We start from the raw sequence: 18,621 nt of genomic DNA, 5'->3' as shown, positions 1-18,621 counted from the left end.
TTAGTGCGCAATATCAACCAGCTTGCCTTCAGAAGCGGCGGCCAGATCTGCGCCGCTGAGGAAGATTTGCAAACCGCGTTTTCCCGCGCTAATACTGATCAGCTCCATACCCGTCACGGTTTCGTGTAAATAAAACGGGTAGTTCTTCTTCATTCCAAGCGGAGATACGCCGCCTCGGATGTACCCCGTCAGGCCTTGAATCTCTTTTACCGCGACCATCTCTACTTTTTTGTTGCCGCTGGCCTGTGCCAGGCCTTTCAGATTCAGTTCCTTATCTCCCGGGATGCAAGCCGCGATAACGCCGGTCTTATCTCCCCTCAGCACGAGGGTCTTGTAAAGCTGGTTAGAAGGAAGTCCAACCTTGTCCGCAACGGTATCGACGTCCAAATGCTCCTCGTCCCACTCGTATTCGTGCAGCGTGTACTTAATATGTAAAGAGTCCAGCTTGCGGCAGGCATTTGTCTTGTTAGACATAATAAAAAACCTCAATTCCTTGGTATAGTCATAGATTGACTATACCAAGGAATTGGGGTTGAGACCAATACGAGTATAACAATCCCACCAACTCCGTACGTCCCCGCACTTTCCTATACCCGATAAGACCCTACCGGGATCTTATCCCTAACCAATTAGCTACTTTCCTTGCAAATAAGACCCTCCGAGGGTCTTATCACCGCGATAAATCACCATTTCAGCACGTCCGCGCACATTCCATGACCGATAAGACCTTGCCAGGGTCTTATCACTACCCAATTAGCTACTCTCTAACAAAGAAGCTTAAGGTCCCTAAAGGGTCTTAAGCTTCTTTTTGTCTCGCATTTTTCTGCCTTTAAGGTCCCTCAAGGGCCTTAAACTGAAGACGTGGGCCAAATCCGAGCCTAATTGGGGCCTTTTTCCAAACTTAAGATCCCTAAAGAGCCTTAAGCTCCTTACTGTCTTGCATTTTTCTGCCGTTAAGGTCCCTTAGGGGCCTTAAACTTGCAACGAGTGCCGGATTCGAGCCTCATCTAGGCGTTTTTTCTAAGCTTAAGGCCCCTAAAGGGCCTTAACTCGCAAAGACCGCTCTGCGCTTAGCCTTCTCGGCTAAACTTCTCCTCCAGCCGCCGGGCGAGCTCGTCGTCCGGGAGCGGATTGCGGTGGGTATTTTCCAGGTAGATATGCTTTTCGGTTTCCGACATCAGATACTCCTTGTACCAGAGGAACAATCGTAGTTAGGCGTGCCAACCGCGGCAAAAGCCGATTGCGAATACAGGAACGGAGCCGCAAGCAGAGCCGCTGCCCTCGTTCCGGCTACAGCTGTTTTCACCGTTTGTTTCATTGGTGACGTGTACATGAATTCACTCTCCCATTTAGGTGAAATGTGGAACAAGACCTATTTTATTGATGAACATTAAGGGAGTGTTCCGTACAGTTGAAGGTTTGATGTGAAAGCCTTTATTCCATCTTTGCCTGCAAAGATATTATCAATGGAATAAATTAGAACAAAATTGGAAAAATAATGCCAGTCCTACATCTTGCCAGCCTGGAGATGATATTATTCCATCGTTTGTCCCGTATTTGCTCCTTGTTATTGCTAGTTTACTGTTTATCGCGCTCTCCTGGTTCAGAACAAAAAGCTTAAAGATCATCCCCTTCTATATTTGCATTGCCGGGGCGGTCTACATCTTTGAGCTGGTCATCTTTGTACTTCTTAACAGCTACTACTATAAGCCCGGGATACTCCGTAATTCGTTCTATGACAGCGCGATAGGCTCTATTGTATCGAACGGGTTTATCGTGCCGTCTACCTGCACCTTAATTGCCGCTTACGGCATTCGCTTTCGGTGGGTTTTGCTTATTGCCGTGGGGTTTATGGGAATTGAACAAACCTTTATCTATTTAGGGGTTTTCGAGCATCATTGGTGGAAAATCATCTATACGGGAACAGGTTTAATTTTGCTGCCTCTTATGGGGAGATGGCTCTGGAAAAAGCTATGCCAAGCGAATCAGCCCTACCTGATCCGTCTGATTGTGCTTTATATCATTAATGTATCCCTGCAAGGAACGTTCATGTCCGGCCTTCTGCTCCTTTTTCACCAGATCGGCTTCAGACCCGGATGGTTTGAGGACCCTGCAAGAGATAACCTAGCATTCGCCACTTTAATTGTCCATATCGATTCCGTCTTGTTTGCCTTGTTAATTTCCTTGCGGGGCAACTGGATCTGGAAAGCAATCGTCATTGGTCTGCTGGGCTGCGGCTACTGGTGGCTTAGCCTTAGGGATATTTTATATACGTCCGGCATTGGGCTTGTGCTCCTATTGCTCATGCTGCAAATCGTAGTTATTCAGCTGCTTGGCGGACTTCACCGGATTATTGTTGAAAAATCCGCTGTGCTATTGCGAAGGGAGAACTGATTCCATGGACCCCTCACGGCGGCCTATCGCCAAACTAAGCCCGTTTGGCATTACGTCTATCCATTCCCGCAATCCCTACATGGTCTGGTGGTGGTCGGCTGCTTTTCCCGGCTTTGGCCATTTTTTGCTGAACCAGTATTTAAGGGGGACCTTCCTCACGTTATCGGAAGTGATATTCAACACGCTTGGCCACGTCAACGAGGCAATCGTCTATACGCTTTGCGGGAATTTTACCGAAGCTTCAGCGATCCTGGAACCCCGTTATGTCATCGGCTATATCATTATTTATTTCGTCGCGATGTGGGACTGCTACAACTCCGCGGTCTATCAGAATAAGCTCTACGGTATCGCGCAGCTTAAGAACGAGCCTCTGCCAAGCATGATGCTGTTTACGTCCGAGGTTCAGTGCATTCAGCCTAAAAGTCCATTAGCCGCAGCCGTCATTTCGCTGCTCTTCCCGGGTATGGGCCAGCTGTATAATCATCGGATTGGCCTTGCCTTTTATGCGATGTTCTGGTGGTGGCTGTATGTTGTTTTGTCTCATGCGCATGAATCGCTGGTCTACCTTCTGACCGGCAGGCTTTCGGATTCTATCGCCGTTTTACGAGCACATTGGCTGTTATTCATGCCCTCTGTTATTGGCGGTTCCGTGTATCTTGCCTTTATAAAGGCTAAAGAGCATAATAGGCTTTTCAGCCTGGAGCAGCGCCAGCATCTGGCAGAGCGTTACCGCTCCTCCGCTGTACGAATCTTTGGCAAGTCAGGTGAAAACAGATGATTATTATTGGCACCTTCAAGCATTCCATCGAGCTTGAGCATGCTCTGACCAAATTGGAAAGCATAGGGCTATCCAAGGAACGGCTGCTAGTCGTCTGCATGGACAAGGAATCCAAGATTTTTCAATCCGATAAGCCAAACAAAGAGAGTTCGGTTTCCACGGGAATCGAGATTGGCTTGGCCTTTGCTACGGGGTTGTCCGTTATTGGTACCAGCCTTGGATTCATATGGACATGGGGGCCGGTGATATGGGGACTAATCTTCGCCTTTATTGGCTTCTGCCTGGGGTTCGGCATCAATGCCGTATTCGCGAAGAAACACCAAGAACACAATAAGCTTAAAGCGGAGGTTACCGTCATCGTACAATGCCAGGCCAAGCAAGCCGACGAGGTTCAACAAGTGATGTGGGCAAGCAGTGCCTTAACCGTTGGCCTTGCCCATGCCTCGCCCGAATAGTTCCCGGTCACAAAAAAACAGCCTGCCAGGGGCAGACCGTTAATCCCGCTAATAATCAGGTACGGAAAATATCCTTGAAATCGATCCATCCAAGCGAATTGATCCGGACTCCTTTTAACGAAGGATGATAATCGGTATGAAATGTCATATGAAGGACAAAATGCACCTGTGCTTCGCCTTTAAGTCTCTCCTCAATAGCCGTGTAAATCGCCTTTCGGCTAGCCGGATCTTCGCTTGCCAGCGCCTGATCGAAGCTTTCCATCGTCCAGATCGACAGCTCCGGGCTCATCAGCTCCTTCAGAAAGCTTCCCTCTTGCTCGCACCCCTCAATGAGACTTACATCCTCCTCCGGAAATACAAGCGCATGGAACAGCAGATCAATCTCATCCAGGACATGATGAATCGTATAAGGCGCCTCAATACGGACCTCGACTGGAATACCGGCACGTCGGCAGCGGTCCGCAATCCAATTCACATCCTCGGCATGACCCGGATGAGCGCATAAGGACATCGGCTCTCCGGCATACCCTGCTTCAAGCAGCAACCTGCTTGCTTCCTCCGGTTCCAGACTATTCTTATCCGGTTCATGAGCGGTCATTAGCTCGGGAAAAAAACCTCTTGCCGGAAAATCCCTATACCCGGACAATTCCCGGATCATGGCATGCCGGTCAATAAGCCGGTTTACGATACGGCGGAAGGTCTCCGACCGCTGCGGACCAGCCTTCTTCATATTCCAGCTTAGCAGACTGGTGCATAAGCTCCTCGATTCGATTTGAATCCAGCCGTTCTCCACCGTTACATCCCTAAGCGTCGGATCGCAGATCAGCTGCTGCCAGCTGGTCATTCCGGCTTTTATGGCTTCCGCCTGCGGCACATGAACGATCTCTACCTGATCCAAATGTGCACGGGATTGATAATAATACGGGTTGGCTCCCAGCAGCAGCCTGCCGTCCTTCCACTCTTCAATCTGGAACGGTCCGGTACCGGAAGGCAGCTTCCAGAACTGCTCTTCGCTTAACCCCAGCAAGCCCGCTGGCAGTATCGCCATCACATTCGAAGACGCGTATTTCAGAAACAGCCAGTTCGACCGAACCAGACGGAACCTTACAATCCGCTCCGTTACGGCTTCCACCTGCTCCAGGGAACGCATAATCCAGCTGTTGCGCTTGCCTCCGTTCCTCAGACGCTCCGCCGTAAATACAACATCCGCTGCCGTAAGTTCATGTCCGCCATGAAAAAGGATACCCTTACGCAGATGGAAGGTCCATACGGTTGCGTCTTCATTATGCTCCCAATAATGCGCGATAGCGGGCTTAATCTGTCCGGTCGATTCATCCAGCAGGACAAGCCGGTCGAAAATCTGCTGAATCATATGCGAGCATAAGGAATAGACGAAATCGGCCGGATCAAGCGTCATAATCGTCTTGAAAATCGGGAGACGGAGCACATCCGCTTCCTTCCCCGGCTGTCTTCGGAAGCCAAAGCTGCCGCTCATCCATTCCATAAACTTCTCGTTCGCCCCCGTCCCTTCCCCATAGGATTGGAGGAGATGGAACGCCTTATTGTATTCGCCGTCCTCCGCATACCGCCTCGACAGATCAAGGAGCAGCTTCTCCCGGTCTTCCCGAAACGTAATTTGCGAACGGTTGCCTCGGCCCCGTCCCGCCTGCCAATCGATCAGTCCTTCTTCCGTCAGTTTCCGGAGTACCAGCTTGGCATTACGCTCCGTGCAAAATAAAGCTTCCGCCACCTGTTCCAGGGACGCCTCTGCTGTAGCGCCAGCTCCGGGCGCACCTGCAAACCGGTTGTATAAGGTCAAATAACGTTCCAATGCCAGCAATACTCCTCACCTCGCTAAAAGGGGAAATCTATTGCAATTATTCTACACTTTTTACCTCTTTGTTTCACCTGCATAATGAAAACAAGAAAGCAAATACCTCAACCATTTAAAGGGGATGTTGAAATGCCGTACAATTACAATGATTATCACACCGTCGACCAGCTGCATAAAATGCGCCAGGCCGAGCTCGACCGGGCCATCCGCTCGGGACGTTACGTCAAACACGACAGCGATTTGAAAAAAAACAGCCTCAAAGGCTTCCTTACTCCGCTGCTGCATGTGATGAAGCCGCTCACCTGGAGGAAAAGATGATTCGCTGTCGCAAATGAAAAGGACCATCCTATACCGAGGAGGGTCCTTCACTTTTGCCGCCGCGAAGCCGAAACTTCCGGGAGAGCCATCGCTGCTCCAGAAATCGCTCGTATAACCCGATACTCATCATCAGCCATGCCGCGCTGACCAAATAACCGCCAATCACATCGCTTGGATAATGAACCCCGAGATAGATTCTGCTGATCCCGATCATGGCTATAATCACGACTCCAACCAGGATCGCCGCCGCCCGCATCCATCTATACTTCAAATGCTTCCAGAGGAAATAAATCGTAATGCCGTACAGCGTAAAGGCCGACATGGAATGCCCGCTGGGAAAGCTGAAGCCCGTCGCCTCGATAATCCGGTTAATGTCCGGTCTAGCCCGATGAAAGATTGTCTTGAGCACCAGATTCAGCAGCGCCGAGCCCACGATGACACCGAGATAAAAGATAAGCTCCCTCCGATAGCCAATAAACGCAAACAGCAATGAAAAGGCAATGACTATAAGGATGACCAAATATTCCGACCCGAGTTGGGTAAATACTTTCATGACGCCCGTCATGGCATCGGAACGCACGTTGCGGACGGCATCCGTTATTTTATTGTCAAAAGCCGCAATCTGCTGCCTGCTGACAAGCTGCGCGATCCATCCGAATACGAACAAAATCAGAATCGTGAATACGAATGACCGCAATAATACCTTGTTTTGCTCTTTGATTGATCTCATTCCAATAACAGGCTCCCTTTCCCTTTGTCCCCTAGTATACCCTGAAACGCCGGGATCAAGAGCATCAAGCGAAAAAAAAGACAGACAGCCTGAGTCAGCTGCCTGCCCTCTAACAATTTGTTATTTTACCGTTACCTTCATGACGGAGCTTTCCGTTACGCCAACATCGTTAATCAATTCTGCCCGGTATTCATAAGTGCCTTTGGCGCGGCCCGAGATCGTTGTCACCGCAGTCTGCGCGTTTGGTGTATGAGTCGGGAGCGATTGCGTATCGATTAACACGCCATTCTCGTACAGCTTGTAGGCAGTCGCGTTTGTGCCCCACCACATGTTCATCGTCACTTTATAGTCGCCGTTGTTATCCCAGTTGTCATTCGACAGCACCGGCTTGCCGGGCGATGCGTCCTTAACCGTTACGGTAAGAGGAGAGCAGGACGTTGTGCCAAACGAGTTGATCAGCTCGCATGTATACGTGTACGTGCCGTTCGCTTTGCCGCTGATCGCGGTTGCCGCGGTTTGAGCCGTTGGGGAATTGTCCGTCAGCTGCTTCGTATCGATGAGCACGCCGTTCTCGTACAGCTTGTAAGTTGTACCGTTGTAGCCGTACCACATGTTCATCGTAATCTTGTAGCTGCCGTCCAGTAATCCGTTATCGTAGCCGTTATCGCTTGCGAGCACCGGCTTGCCCGGCACGCCCAACGCTTTCTCTTCCGGCTGCGGCGCTGCATATTGGATGCGCGGAGCCGAAGGCATTTCCATGCCCGCTCCAAGGAAGAAGCTAGTATGCGGCGGCTGGTTGTAGCCGCTGTTCTGCCACGCAACCCCAAGTCGGTAGACCGGATCCTGCATCAGCGTCCGGATACGGTAATCCGTTACATCCGTTGTTGTATAGATGCGCAGCTCCGAGCTGTCCGCGGATCGCCACATCACCTCTTCCCGCCAATCGCCAAACAAATCGGCCTGGAGCGAAGGATTGCCTTTTGTCGAGTTGTTGGACAAGGTGCCTTCCGCAGTCAGCAGATTTTCCGTGGTTTTCGTCTCGTAATTCCACTTGTCGATTTTGCCGGTGCCCGATTTAAGCGTTGTATCCCACTTATGATCAAGCAGCTCTCTAAGCGGATCGGCATCCCACCATATGGCGTTGTTTGTTGACGAAGGAATGCTTGTGCTGATCAGCTCGCCTTTTGCGCTGAACAATCCGGTAATTTGAATTTGCTGTTCGTTCGTGATCGTAGAAGACCACATTTCTTCACCCGGATAATTTGGATCGAGATCCGCCGTTAATCCGCGGCCCGTATCGATGCCGGTACGTACGCCCCACACGATCTCTCCGGTTGCCGCATCATGCATTTCGAGACCGTATTCCGCATCCGTGTGCTCGTGTACGCCAAATACTTCAAGCCCCGGGCGGGTTGGATCGAGATCGCCGAAATGCATCGCGTCGCCATGACCAAGGCCCGTACTGTACAATGCTTCGCCGTTATCGTCGATAGCTAGCGCTCCGAACAGAATTTCGTCCTTGCCGTCCTGATCCACATCGCCAACCGACATGTTATGGTTGCCTTGGCCCGTATAACCGCCGTTGCCTTCGTCGTTCGTGTCGAAACGCCAGCGTTTCGCAAGCTTGCCGTCTTTGAAGTCATAAGCAACAATGACGGTGCGTGTATAGTAGCCGCGGCTGAAGATTACGCTTGGATGCTCGCCGTCCAGGTAAGCGACGGAAGCCAGGAAGCGGTCAACGCGGTTGCCGTACGTATCGCCCCATGCGCCAACATCGCCGCGTGGCGGATCATAGCTGACGGTGGATACGGCTCCGCCGGTCTGCCCGTTAAATACCGTCAGGAATTCATCGCCCAGCAGCACGTAACCCGAGCTGTTGCGGTTATCCTTGGACGCGTCGCCGATCACTTTGCCTTGGCCGTCAATCGTGCCGTCCGCGGTTTTGAGCACAACCTCCGATTTGCCGTCCCCGTCCAGATCATAAACCGTAAATGGCGAGTAATGCGCCCCGGCCCGGATGTTTGGTCCAAGATTAATCCGCCACAGACGCGTTCCGTCCATCTCATAAGCATCCATATATACGATACCCGTATAACCTGCCTGCGAGTTGTCCTTCGCATTCGAAGGAGACCACAGCATAACGATTTCATACTGTCCGTCGCCGTCCAGATCGCCAACGCTTGCGTCGCCCGCGCTATACGTATACGGCTGGCCGTCCTTCGTATAAGCGTCCGCCGGTTTTTGCAGCGGAACGGACAGGTATTGCTGCTTCCATACGTTAAACGTTTTGGTTGCGGGTCTTTCAACGCCGTTAATGATTAACGTGATACGGTATTGCGACTGATCCGTGCCTGCTGCGTCGAAGTAATTCGTGCTGCCCGTAATAGGAGTTTTATTCAGCTTCACACCGTCTCGGTAGACATTAAACGCAATCGTATCCGGATCCAGGCCCAACATACGCCAGCCGATATAGATACCGCCTGCTTGCTTAACCGCAACCGGCGCGCGGTCCAAGTATTCCATATTGCGGTACAGCGTGGTTACCGCTTCTGTTGCAAGCACCTCCGACAGAGCGGAAATACCGCCCGCGTTCACCGCCGCTACCTTGTAGTAATAAGGAACCGTTGTTAATACGGTGGAGTCGGTGTAGGAAGGTTCTTTTGTTTTGCCAAGCAGCTTGAAGGTGCCGTTTGCTTTGGACGCGCGGTAGACATTGTAAGCACGAGCCTCCGTTGAACCGGTCCAAGTGATGCTCACGCTATTCTTGCTGATGGTGGCGACAGCCAGATCCTTCGGTACGGGAGCAAGCGGTACGCTTGGATCAATGGTAGAAATCGTCAGTTCGTTCGAAGTAACGGATTCAAAGCCTGCGCTGTCTACCGCCGTAACCGTGTACACATATTGCTGATCCACGTCCCCTGTCGTATCGCGGAAGGATGTGCCCGTCACCTCGCCAAGAAGCTCCGCATTAGCCGCATCCGCCGATTTGCGGTATATGCGGTAGGTTGCCGCGCTTTCCGCTGGGATCCAGGACAGCTGGGCCTCAACCGGATCGGTTGAAAGCTGCAGCTCATCCAGCTTAAGTCCCGTTGGCGCAAGCAGAATCGGCGTAATTTCAAGGCCGTTCAAATGCGCCGTCTGACCGCTGAATACGAGATTCATCTGACCGTCTTTTACCGCGATGTTGTTGTACACTTTCTCCGCGACATTTTCCTTGCCGGACGAGACGGTTCCATAGTCTTTGCCTTCAATGGCAACGTTTGTTTTCGTTGAGCCAATCCAGTCGCCGGTATAGGTCTTCACGGAGTAATACCCGTTCGGGAGGTCTGCCTTGAACTCATACGAGTTGCCGAAGTAAGCAACAAAGTCGCGGCGCAAAGCATCCGTTGCCGAGCCGCGGTCGCGGTCGATCATTCCCGTGCTGTCCGTCAAGCCGTATCCTCGCTCCGGTGTATACAAGACGCTGCGCGTCACCTCGGTATAACCTTCCGCAACCGGAGCGCCAACCGGGCCAAAATCGTACCGGTATTTTGCCGACTTCGTTGTAATCGTCACTTCATCGGAAGGCGTGGATTCGCCACGGCCGTTGACAGCCGTTACGCGGACCGTATAGCTCAGCCCTTCCGCCATGCCTCCCATCGTAAAGCTTGGAACGGTTGCCGTTCCTACCATTTTATATGCCGAAGCCGGATCGGAAGCGAGCTTGCGGTACACCTTGTAAATATCCGCTGTCTCGTCGGCATTCCATTTGAGCACAGCCCCTGCGTTGCTCACGCTGCCCGCAATCAACCCGCTTATCTTGGCCGGAACATCTGCCGGAAGCTCAATTTCTTTCACCGAATTTGCAAGCGGAAGATCCAGCTCCTTAATGCCTCCTGCCAGCATGCGGGCAAGCTGAATGGCGCCGTATTCCTGGAAATGCGTATTATCCGCCGAACCGTTCGGGAATGCCTGATAGATGCCCGGATCGGCATAGAGGAACACCGATGTTGTTGCTTCAAATCCAATCGAATTGTAATAAGCAATGCTTAATGCGCTCAGATCCACCAAAGCAACGTGCTTATCCGCTGCAGCTTCCTTCATCGCCTGCACGTATTCCGGGAAGCTGACGTTAAACTTGCCGGTCACGGCATTAAAGTCGCGGCGGCCCATCGGCGTTACGAGAATCGGCGTTGCGCCGCGCTGAATGGCTCCTTCAATATAATAGTTCTCCAAATAGTTCTTATAATCGGCCGGAGAGGCGTAACGTTCAGGAATGCTTATCGTCGCATCGTTGTGGCCGAATTGAACGAGGAAGTAATCGCCCGGCTTGATCGCGCGCAGGACCTCGTCGAGACGGCCTTCCGTAATGAAGTTTTTGGTGCTGCGTCCGCCAATCGCCTTGTTCACGATCGCTACGTCGTTATTGAAGAAACGAGGCAGCATTTGCCCCCAGCCGGCTTGCGGCTCCCAATACGGGTCATAGGTCTGCACGGTCGAGTCGCCCGCAATATAGACGGTTGGAATCTCGCCCGGCTGACGGTCAACCTGCTTCGTAATAACGATGGAATTGATCTTTGGCGCCGTACCAGTAAACTCGAAATTCAATTGCCCGTCAACAAGCGCAATCGGGAACTCCATCTCCAGGTATTGTCCGGCTGTCTTCGCCGTCTGCTGCACCTTCTGCATGTTTTCTACCTTAATCGCAATGTCCGTTGCTCCTTGCTCATCCCCCGCCACAAGCGACACCGTGTAATCCCCGTTCGGAAGATCCACGATAAAGGAGGTGTCCTGCGGCACGGCAAAATCGGATTTAACCGCATCGCTTGTGCCCCGGTCAACGGACGTTACCTTTGCGGGATCGGCAAAGCCGTATTTCAGCGACGAAGAGTATTTGGTTGTTGCCGCAACTCCGATATAGCCATCGGCAACGGCACCCGGGCCAAAATCAAACCGCTGAACCCCGCCCTCCGGCAGCTCGGCCGGAGGTACGTATACCGGGCTCGATACGGTGCCGGATGCAGGAGATTCGCCCGCCTCATTCGCCGATATGATTTGATAATAATAACGCTTCGACGTATCCGCGGTGTTGTCCGTATAAGACGGATTCGTCGATTGGCCAATCTCGGCAAAAGGACCCTCAGCCCCTTCGGAACGCGTGATCTTGTAGCTGGACGCCCCTTCCGTTACGTTCCAGCTCAGCTTCACCGCATTGGCGTTAACTTCATCTACCGAAATGCCCGTCGGCGCGGCCGGAGGCTGCGGAGCCGGAATCTCGCTTACGGTCACAGGTGCGCTCCGCTGGGATTCCAAGCCGCTGGCGCTAAGGGCGGATACGTAATACGTATAGCTGCCGCCAACCGCAACCGAAGTATCCGAATACATCGTTTCTGCAGCCTGCGTTTGCCCGATTAACGTTGGCGTTGCGCCAGCACTGCTTGCACGGTATACGGAATAGTGCGCCGCTCCATCAACACTATTCCAAGCGAGCGTTACGCTCGAGGAAGTGAGTCCGGTCACCGCAAGGGAACTCGGAGCTGCAGGAGCTGCTTCTACCGCTTCCTCAATAACAAGACCGTTCAAATAACCGCCCGCGCCGGAGCCGGTAATGTCTACCGTTAACTGTCCGTCGCTTACGGTCGCCCGGTATGTAGCCGAGTTCACGACCGCTTTGCCGCTGATCGATCCCGCCGTCACGCCTTCAAGGACAAAGTTAGTCTTGGTTGTTCCGCTCCCCGCGATATCGCCCGAATAGGCGGTGACATTATAGTCGCCGTTGGGCAGATCAACAAGGAACGAATAGGACAAGCCGAGCACAAAATCATTCGTCAGCTCATCGCCGCCCGAACGGTTGCGGGACGCCACCGCCACGCTTAGGCCGTATCCGATCTCCGTTGTATACAGCAGCGACTCATGTACCCTCGTATATCCGGCCATTACCGGGCTGGAGGCTGTGCCAAAATCGAATTTCCGTACAATGGGATCAGCCGCGCTTGCATGAGCGGGCTTTGCGCCAAACTGAATGCCCGGCAGCAAGGTTGTGCAGAGCAGAACAAAAGCTAGCAATGACATGTACAACGATCTTCTTCTTATTCGCATATAATGGATATCCCCGCTTCCCTATTTTCATTCGTCAGTAGGTTCTTGAGATGCCTTACCATACGCATTACGCATTCAGTACTGCAACCGCTTTCAAAACTACCGTTAAGCCGATGCCAGCAATCGGATTGCCGACCCCTTGCTCATCATCTTCCATTCCTCCCTTCAGGCTCTGACAGGCATGGCAGTCATTACCAAAATTTCAGTGCACAAAGATCATACTGCTAACAAGATCCGGATTCCTATTTAAAAATCCGGTATTTTTCATCAAAAATCAGAGGTTGAATCAAAAAAAGCAGCCGATTCGGGGAATCAGCTGCTTTGCCTGGGAAAAGCGGTTTGTTTATCTCATTCGGTATAGGGTATTTAGGAGTATGGCGGTCCATTAAGGCATCAGGGGGATTCCAGAATAGGCAGCAGTTTTTCCGTATTCTCCTTTGTCATTTTTCCGTATTTGGACTGCCCTTCAATTACTGCTTCTAAGCGATCTTTCTGCGGGGAGAGCCATATCGCGTAGGTAGCTTGTTCATAACGAGCGGCTGGATCCCGATTAATGTTACGGATTTTGTAATCCGGCTGCCGGGACATGGATACTTCCGCGTTTTCCCAATCGATTTGAGATAAAAGATCCATCACCATCGTTACCGTTTCTTTATCTTCGATTTTCTTATAAAGCGTATAGTCTTTTCCTTCCGATTTGCTGAGATGAAGAATCAGGTCAGGCTCTGCCGGCGCTTCCGTTACTTCTTTATCCTGGCAAGCGGTTAAGATCGTCATGACGAACAACAAGACAAACAACAGCCTTTTCATAGCGCATCCTCCTTCTTGATGCTGTTAACGGGGTCATCCGGAATTATGTTGCAGAAACGATTTCGGAAAAACCTTTAAATATTCCTTTACAGGAATATTCCCTTTGGTGTATATTTAATTCAGCAACCGGAGAGACTGACAACTAAAGAGGTGAAAGGCATGTCAGGACATAATCCGGACTTGGATATGACGACGTTAAGCGCACTCTCCGAACCTAATCGGAAGCATATTGTTGAGCTGCTGCGTGACGGTCCCCTGACAGTAGGAGAAATCGCCGACAAGCTGGGGATCAGGCAGCCTCAAGCTTCGAAGCATCTGAAAGTGCTTAGCGATAATGGCATTGTAGAAGTAAAAGCGGAAGCTAACCGCAGGTTTTACAAGCTCCGCCCAGAGCCTTTCCACTCGCTAGATTCATGGGTTAACTCCTTCCGCCGGCTCTGGGAAGAGCGTTACGATAATCTGGAGAACTACCTGCGTGAACTGCAAAGTAAAGAACAGTTACAAAGTCCCAACAACCATAACGAGGAGGAATTAAAATGACAAACGCAATCGTATCAAGAGTAGAGAATGACAATGTACTGGTGCTGGAACGCGTATTCACAGCGCCGCGCGAGCTGGTGTTCAAGATGTTCAAGGAACCGGAGCATCTGAAGCGCTGGTGGGGACCACGCGGCTGGGAAGTGCCTGTATGCACAATCGATTTCCGTCCGGGCGGCGTATGGCATTATTGCATGAAGTGCATGGATCAGAACCAAGGCGATTTCTACGGTATGGAATCCTGGGGCAAAGCCGAATACAAAGAAATAGATGAGCCGAACAGCATCAGCTACAGGGATTATTTTTCCGATGCGGAAGGCAATATTAATGAAGAATTGCCTTCTACCGATATCGTTTTGGAATTTGTTGATCTAGGAAACGGCACAACAAAGCTGATCAACCGTGCCGTGTATGCTTCGGGCGAAGCCCTGAAGACAGTTATGGATATGGGGATGCTGCAAGGCATTTCGGAAACTTGGGACCGTCTGGAAGAAGCATTGCAAGCTGCGAAATAAGCTGTACAGAGGAAAAAGCGTTGAACCGTTGGTTCAGCGCTTTTTCGTTATTTAAGAAAAAGACGTTGAGCCATTGGTTCAACGCTTTTTTGTTATTTAAGAAAAAGACGTTGAGCCATTGGTTCAACGCTTTTTTGTTATTTAAGAAAAAGACGTTGAACCGTTGGTTCAACGCTTTTTTGTTTAGGCTGAAGGCCGCCCATACCCCACCCTCCCCTCCTGCATAGGCTAATATCTGAGAAGAGATAGCAACGCTTGGGCGAGGTGAGCACTATTCATGGGGAACAACCACGGTCAAAGGAGAAACAACGGAAACGGTAAAAGCAAAAGTAAGGGCAAAGGCAATAGTAATAGCAATAACAAAAGTACAAGCAATAACAAAAGTACAAGCAACAACAATAATAACAGTAACAATAACAGCAATAACAGCAATAACAGCAATAGTAACAGCGATAGTAACAGCAATCCAACTAGTGACTACGTGGATATTATCGCCGCCCGGCTTGGCTATATCGGATCCATTATCGCCTCCATAGGAGACGGCATAACCGCGATTGGGGCCGGCATTGCCCTTCGGAAGCTGGAAGAGGCAAGCCTCGCCGCATCACGTTCCGAGGTTGATCAGTTCAGACAGACCGAAAACATACAGCAACAGGTTGATTTTTATATCAATGAATTGATTCACATTCGAAAAATGATTAAATAATATCCTAACAATCCATCTTCGATTTAATCTCTTCCATCATGCGTCCGGGCTCATCGGCCCTGAATATAATGGTTTTCACATACTTACTTCTGCCATACGAGGCTTTCATCAGCACCGGCTCTTTTAGAGCCAGCTCGACTTGCGGCGGGTCAATTCTTAGCATCGCGTGGCAGGTATCCTTCGGAATGCTTAATCCCGTATCTACCGCTTTTTTCATGCTGTTAATGTTAGAAATCTCTGTTTTGATGTAGTATTGAAAGCCAAGATAAATCATTAAAATGTCGTCCTTTATCAGGTGAGGTTTAAATCTAACCGAGTTATAGAGGCCTATCATATAGAGCAGCGCATACAGATTTAGGATGGTAAAAATCCATGCCGCCGCCCCATTCCACTGTGCAAGAAGGAAATGAACAAACAGCCCTTCGGCCAAAATCAGAATGGAGAACACGACAACAAAGATTTGGATTTGGGAGGTTTTATGATAGGAAAAAGCCCCCTGCCGTTCTTCTTCCCCTGACTTCCGGAACCACACTAATATGGAATAGTGAAGGACGTTAATTTCGGCCATGACGATTTCCAGAAGCAAGCCTTTTCCCAGCTTGGGTTCAAGCGCCGTTCTGATCCCCTCAAGCCTGTCATGACCATCGGCTGAATTTCTGTAACGGATGACTGTTCTTGCAATGGAGTACACCACAAAGCTAACAAGCAGTAATTCAATGACGGGCAGGAATCGCAGCCAATCTTTCATAGCGAACACCTCTCAAGCAGCGTTATACTCTCCTATTCCATGCCGTATCGTTTTTTCCTTGATCTCCATGTTACAGAATCAAGTCTATTACGAAAAACGGAAACAGGGAGTTCCTGTTTCATAAGGGATATAAACCTAAAAAGCCCATCCGATCATGTTATCGGATGGGCTTTCCGTCAACCAAGCAAGGTCAAACTACGTTTAATTGAACGTTGATGTTGCCACGGGTTGCTCTCGAATACGGACACACATGATGCGCCGCTTCGGCAAGCTCCTGAGCCTGGGCGCGTTCCACGCCGGTCAAGGTAATATCGAGCGCAACCGCAAGCTCGAAATTGTCCTCCGCATCCTTGCCAAGCGTCACTTGCGCCGTCACGGATGTGCTTTCCGGTTTGATTTTTCTTTCCCGGCACACTACATTCAACGCACTCTCGAAGCATGCGGCATAACCGCCGGCAAACAGCTGCTCCGGATTGGTTGCGCCTCCCGGTCCCCCGAGCTCCTTCGGGTGAAGCACATTGACGGCCAACAGACCATCATCCGATTCAAGCCGACCGTTACGGCCTCCAACCGCTTTTACGCTTGTTTTGTACAGTTCTTTTGCTATCATTGGTTTTCCCTCCTGTCCATGCGGTAGTGTTGCCTATTCAGAATAAAATTACCCAATTTCATCATCGTTGTATCAAGACATTTCAAGCCTCCCGTGATACAATCGACGCAAACTATGGAAATACAGGACAAAGGAGAGAACGAATGAAGAGGTTGGCGGCAGATTCGATGCTGTTCCGAAGCAGGGGCAGTATTGATTCCGGAAAAGTATCTTTTATCGAATTGTTTTTTGACTTGATCTTTGTTTTCGCGGTTACTCAGTTATCCCATTCCTTTCTGAAAAATTTCACTCTGGAGGGGGCCATTCATCTCGGTATTCTGACGATGGCGATCTGGTGGGTCTGGATTTTTACCGCTTGGGTCATGAACTGGCTTAATCCGGAAACGACACGCGTCCGGTTTATGCTTATTGCGCTTATGCTGGTGGGACTTATTATGTCGTCGTCGCTGCCGGAGGCTTTTGAGAAAACGGGAATTTATTTTGCGTGTGCCTATACGTTGTTCCAGGTGGGAAGAACCGCTTATACCGTATGGGTTCTCCAGCATGGCTCAACCGAGCTGCGGATTAATTTTATTCGGATATTCAGCTGGCTGGCTTTTTCGGGAATCTTCTGGATTGCCGGAGGAATCGCGCACGAAGAAAACCGTCTCGCCCTTTGGTGCATCGCGTTACTTATTGAATACCTTTCCCCATCGATGGGCTTCTGGACGCCGAAGCTTGGCAAAACCCCTACTACCGTCTGGGATGTGGAAGGCTCCCATATGGCGGAGCGATGCGGATTGTTTATTATTATCGCGCTTGGCGAATCCATTCTGGTTACGGGAGCGACCTTCGCGGAGCTTGAATGGGATTTGCTCACCTTCGGGTCTTTTGCCGCCGCTTTTGTCAGCTCGGTCACGATGTGGTGGATTTATTTCAATATGACGTCCAAAACCGGTCATCATTTTATCGCTCATTCCGAAGATCCGGGCAGAGTTGCCCGTTCGGCTTATACGTATACGCATCTGCTTCTGGTTGCCGGCATTATCCTGTCGGCCGTAGCGGACGAATTGGTGCTCGCGCACCCTACCGGGCATATCGAGCTTAAGACCGCGCTTGTTATTATGGCAGGCCCTGCTCTCTATTTGCTTGGTAATATGCTGTTTATGCGAATCGTAGCCGGTGTTGTATCGGCACCGTATACGGTTGGAATCCTTGTTCTTGTTGCTCTGTTCCTGCTCTACAGCATCATTCCTCCGCTATTCTTATCTGTCCTTGCAACGCTTACGCTTGTTGGCGTCGCTGTATGGGGCTCCGCCTTTACCAACCGGCTTTGCCAGGCGCCGCTGCCTGGAAAGCATAAAAACGAGATGCATTAAAAGTCTAACGAAACTACATCACGTTAAGTGACCAAATTCAATGCCGCCCCATCGTCATTCCGATGACTCATGGAGCGGCCTTTTCTTAATGGGGAGGCAATATTTGCTCTTTATAATACCGAAAAGAGCCAGCGGACCAGCGGTCGCCCGACTTTGTCATCACCACTTCTATTGTCGAAGCGTAATAGTCTCGAGTATCATTCCATTCCGAATTATAGCGGGCTGTATATTGATTTAGCCCGTTCCAGGTCACATACTCGTTAACGAAAAACCCGTCTGTCTCCTTCAGAAACTGCTTTCTATCTTTCTTCCCCGCGACTGCACCGGCCGCTATTTTCAAAGCCTCGGCATTCTTCAAAGGGGCGGTCTGAACAAGGAAATGCGCCGAAGAGGCCTGCAAATAATTGTTCTCCCATAGGATGGTATCCTGCTCAAAGAAAGTCTCGCTAAACTCCCTAAACTGAACGTAAACCCGATTATTAAACAGCTTCACAAACGGACCAACTTTTGCTACGAATACGGTTCCGTCCTTCTCAACCGTTGCGGTCTGCGTCTTCTGATTCCAGCCGATCTTCGCGCCGATGGCGTCTCCGGCTGCCCTAAGCGGCATAAACACTCTCCCGCTAACCAGCTTGCCATCCAGTACCGTTAATGGAATGCCCGCATCTTCAGCGTAAGTAGCAATAGGGTTAAGCAACAGACTGATTCCCGTTAATCCGGCTAGAATCTTCATTTTTGTTTTTTTCATAG

17 protein-coding genes are annotated in these 18,621 nt (G+C 50.5%); 8 read left to right on the top strand and 9 right to left on the bottom strand.

What is annotated here, in order from left to right:
* Both ybaK and WFJ73_RS24270 read right to left on the bottom strand, forming a co-directional pair.
* Positions 1 to 474 carry a Cys-tRNA(Pro) deacylase gene (gene ybaK / locus WFJ73_RS24275; RefSeq protein WP_336775531.1) on the bottom strand — a complete coding sequence of 158 codons (474 nt, stop codon included), beginning with the start codon at positions 472 to 474 and terminating at the stop codon, positions 1 to 3.
* A gap of 703 nt (positions 475 to 1,177) precedes the next feature.
* Positions 1,178 to 1,333: a hypothetical protein gene (locus WFJ73_RS24270; RefSeq protein WP_336775530.1), complete on the bottom strand. Its 156-nt coding sequence runs from the start codon at positions 1,331 to 1,333 to the stop codon at positions 1,178 to 1,180.
* A 224-nt stretch (positions 1,334 to 1,557) separates the two neighbouring features.
* Between WFJ73_RS24270 and WFJ73_RS24265 the strand changes: the two genes are divergently transcribed.
* From WFJ73_RS24265 to WFJ73_RS24255, 3 genes are read left to right on the top strand one after another with little or no spacing between them, the layout of a single operon-like run.
* A complete protein-coding gene (locus WFJ73_RS24265) occupies positions 1,558 to 2,394 on the top strand; it encodes a hypothetical protein (protein ID WP_336775529.1) in 837 nt (278 codons plus the stop codon).
* 4 nt (positions 2,395 to 2,398) lie between these two features.
* Positions 2,399 to 3,172 (top strand): hypothetical protein, encoded by a 774-nt coding sequence (locus WFJ73_RS24260; RefSeq protein WP_336775528.1) that lies wholly within the window; start codon positions 2,399 to 2,401, stop codon positions 3,170 to 3,172.
* Entirely contained in the window at positions 3,169 to 3,627 is a 459-nt protein-coding gene (locus WFJ73_RS24255) for a hypothetical protein (protein ID WP_336775527.1), read from the top strand. Before WFJ73_RS24260 ends, WFJ73_RS24255 begins: the two co-directional genes overlap by 4 nt.
* Before the next feature lie 55 nt (positions 3,628 to 3,682).
* Here WFJ73_RS24255 and WFJ73_RS24250 read toward each other — a convergent pair whose 3' ends face one another.
* Entirely contained in the window at positions 3,683 to 5,458 is a 1,776-nt protein-coding gene (locus WFJ73_RS24250; RefSeq protein WP_336775526.1) for an SgrR family transcriptional regulator, read from the bottom strand.
* Positions 5,459 to 5,590: 132 nt separating this feature from the next.
* Here WFJ73_RS24250 and WFJ73_RS24245 point away from each other — a divergent pair, with 132 nt between their 5' ends.
* The gene (locus tag WFJ73_RS24245; protein ID WP_336775525.1) at positions 5,591 to 5,779 is read left to right on the top strand and encodes a hypothetical protein; all 189 of its coding nucleotides are present in this window, start codon (positions 5,591 to 5,593) and stop codon (positions 5,777 to 5,779) included.
* Positions 5,780 to 5,807: 28 nt separating this feature from the next.
* Here the strand turns inward: WFJ73_RS24245 and WFJ73_RS24240 are convergent, their stop codons facing one another.
* The 3 genes from WFJ73_RS24240 to WFJ73_RS24230 all read right to left on the bottom strand — a co-directional run bounded on the left by WFJ73_RS24240 (position 5,808) and on the right by WFJ73_RS24230 (position 13,397).
* Positions 5,808 to 6,509 (bottom strand): phosphatase PAP2 family protein, encoded by a 702-nt coding sequence (locus tag WFJ73_RS24240; RefSeq protein WP_336775524.1) that lies wholly within the window; start codon positions 6,507 to 6,509, stop codon positions 5,808 to 5,810.
* A 120-nt stretch (positions 6,510 to 6,629) separates the two neighbouring features.
* Positions 6,630 to 12,560, bottom strand: a complete 5,931-nt coding sequence (locus tag WFJ73_RS24235) for a rhamnogalacturonan lyase family protein (RefSeq protein WP_336775523.1) — start codon at positions 12,558 to 12,560, stop codon at positions 6,630 to 6,632.
* A 420-nt stretch (positions 12,561 to 12,980) separates the two neighbouring features.
* On the bottom strand, positions 12,981 to 13,397 hold the full coding sequence (locus WFJ73_RS24230) for a hypothetical protein (protein WP_336775522.1): 417 nt from the start codon (positions 13,395 to 13,397) through the stop codon (positions 12,981 to 12,983).
* A gap of 159 nt (positions 13,398 to 13,556) precedes the next feature.
* On the opposite strand from WFJ73_RS24230, the gene WFJ73_RS24225 reads away from it, so the two are divergent.
* The 3 genes from WFJ73_RS24225 to WFJ73_RS24215 all read left to right on the top strand — a co-directional run bounded on the left by WFJ73_RS24225 (position 13,557) and on the right by WFJ73_RS24215 (position 15,155).
* Complete coding sequence (locus WFJ73_RS24225; RefSeq protein ID WP_336775521.1) at positions 13,557 to 13,937, top strand: ArsR/SmtB family transcription factor; 381 nt, start codon at positions 13,557 to 13,559, stop codon at positions 13,935 to 13,937.
* Positions 13,934 to 14,449, top strand: a complete 516-nt coding sequence (locus tag WFJ73_RS24220) for an SRPBCC domain-containing protein (protein ID WP_336775520.1) — start codon at positions 13,934 to 13,936, stop codon at positions 14,447 to 14,449. The genes WFJ73_RS24225 and WFJ73_RS24220 overlap by 4 nt, the downstream gene beginning before the upstream one ends.
* 277 nt (positions 14,450 to 14,726) lie before the next feature.
* A complete protein-coding gene (locus tag WFJ73_RS24215) occupies positions 14,727 to 15,155 on the top strand; it encodes a hypothetical protein (protein ID WP_336775519.1) in 429 nt (142 codons plus the stop codon).
* A 4-nt stretch (positions 15,156 to 15,159) separates the two neighbouring features.
* On the opposite strand, the gene WFJ73_RS24210 is transcribed toward WFJ73_RS24215, so the two are convergent.
* Positions 15,160 to 15,903: a hypothetical protein gene (locus WFJ73_RS24210; protein ID WP_336775518.1), complete on the bottom strand. Its 744-nt coding sequence runs from the start codon at positions 15,901 to 15,903 to the stop codon at positions 15,160 to 15,162.
* A 190-nt stretch (positions 15,904 to 16,093) separates the two neighbouring features.
* Complete coding sequence (locus tag WFJ73_RS24205; RefSeq protein WP_336775517.1) at positions 16,094 to 16,513, bottom strand: organic hydroperoxide resistance protein; 420 nt, start codon at positions 16,511 to 16,513, stop codon at positions 16,094 to 16,096.
* Between the two features lie 143 nt (positions 16,514 to 16,656).
* Between WFJ73_RS24205 and WFJ73_RS24200 the strand changes: the two genes are divergently transcribed.
* The gene (locus WFJ73_RS24200; protein WP_336775516.1) at positions 16,657 to 17,871 is read left to right on the top strand and encodes a low temperature requirement protein A; all 1,215 of its coding nucleotides are present in this window, start codon (positions 16,657 to 16,659) and stop codon (positions 17,869 to 17,871) included.
* A gap of 85 nt (positions 17,872 to 17,956) precedes the next feature.
* Here WFJ73_RS24200 and WFJ73_RS24195 read toward each other — a convergent pair whose 3' ends face one another.
* The gene (locus tag WFJ73_RS24195; protein WP_336775515.1) at positions 17,957 to 18,619 is read right to left on the bottom strand and encodes a copper amine oxidase N-terminal domain-containing protein; all 663 of its coding nucleotides are present in this window, start codon (positions 18,617 to 18,619) and stop codon (positions 17,957 to 17,959) included.
* Between the last annotated feature and the right edge of the window lie 2 nt (positions 18,620 to 18,621).

The organism is Paenibacillus sp. MMO-58, from assembly GCF_037146255.1.
Classification (GTDB): Bacteria; Bacillota; Bacilli; order Paenibacillales; family Paenibacillaceae; genus Pristimantibacillus.
Note: the sequence above shows the minus strand (reverse complement) of the source record. Positions and strands in the feature narration are given on the sequence as shown.

Coding starts and splice junctions, on each gene's coding strand:
- WFJ73_RS24270 (WP_336775530.1), bottom strand. CDS start 1,333: ATGTACACGTCACCAATGAAACAAACGGTGAAAACAGCTGTAGCCGGA.
- WFJ73_RS24210 (WP_336775518.1), bottom strand. CDS start 15,903: ATGAAAGATTGGCTGCGATTCCTGCCCGTCATTGAATTACTGCTTGTT.
- ybaK (WP_336775531.1), bottom strand. CDS start 474: ATGTCTAACAAGACAAATGCCTGCCGCAAGCTGGACTCTTTACATATT.
- WFJ73_RS24215 (WP_336775519.1), top strand. CDS start 14,727: ATGGGGAACAACCACGGTCAAAGGAGAAACAACGGAAACGGTAAAAGC.
- WFJ73_RS24235 (WP_336775523.1), bottom strand. CDS start 12,560: ATGTCATTGCTAGCTTTTGTTCTGCTCTGCACAACCTTGCTGCCGGGC.
- WFJ73_RS24220 (WP_336775520.1), top strand. CDS start 13,934: ATGACAAACGCAATCGTATCAAGAGTAGAGAATGACAATGTACTGGTG.
- WFJ73_RS24200 (WP_336775516.1), top strand. CDS start 16,657: ATGAAGAGGTTGGCGGCAGATTCGATGCTGTTCCGAAGCAGGGGCAGT.
- WFJ73_RS24240 (WP_336775524.1), bottom strand. CDS start 6,509: ATGAGATCAATCAAAGAGCAAAACAAGGTATTATTGCGGTCATTCGTA.
- WFJ73_RS24205 (WP_336775517.1), bottom strand. CDS start 16,513: ATGATAGCAAAAGAACTGTACAAAACAAGCGTAAAAGCGGTTGGAGGC.
- WFJ73_RS24225 (WP_336775521.1), top strand. CDS start 13,557: ATGTCAGGACATAATCCGGACTTGGATATGACGACGTTAAGCGCACTC.
- WFJ73_RS24245 (WP_336775525.1), top strand. CDS start 5,591: ATGCCGTACAATTACAATGATTATCACACCGTCGACCAGCTGCATAAA.
- WFJ73_RS24195 (WP_336775515.1), bottom strand. CDS start 18,619: ATGAAAAAAACAAAAATGAAGATTCTAGCCGGATTAACGGGAATCAGT.
- WFJ73_RS24230 (WP_336775522.1), bottom strand. CDS start 13,397: ATGAAAAGGCTGTTGTTTGTCTTGTTGTTCGTCATGACGATCTTAACC.
- WFJ73_RS24260 (WP_336775528.1), top strand. CDS start 2,399: ATGGACCCCTCACGGCGGCCTATCGCCAAACTAAGCCCGTTTGGCATT.
- WFJ73_RS24255 (WP_336775527.1), top strand. CDS start 3,169: ATGATTATTATTGGCACCTTCAAGCATTCCATCGAGCTTGAGCATGCT.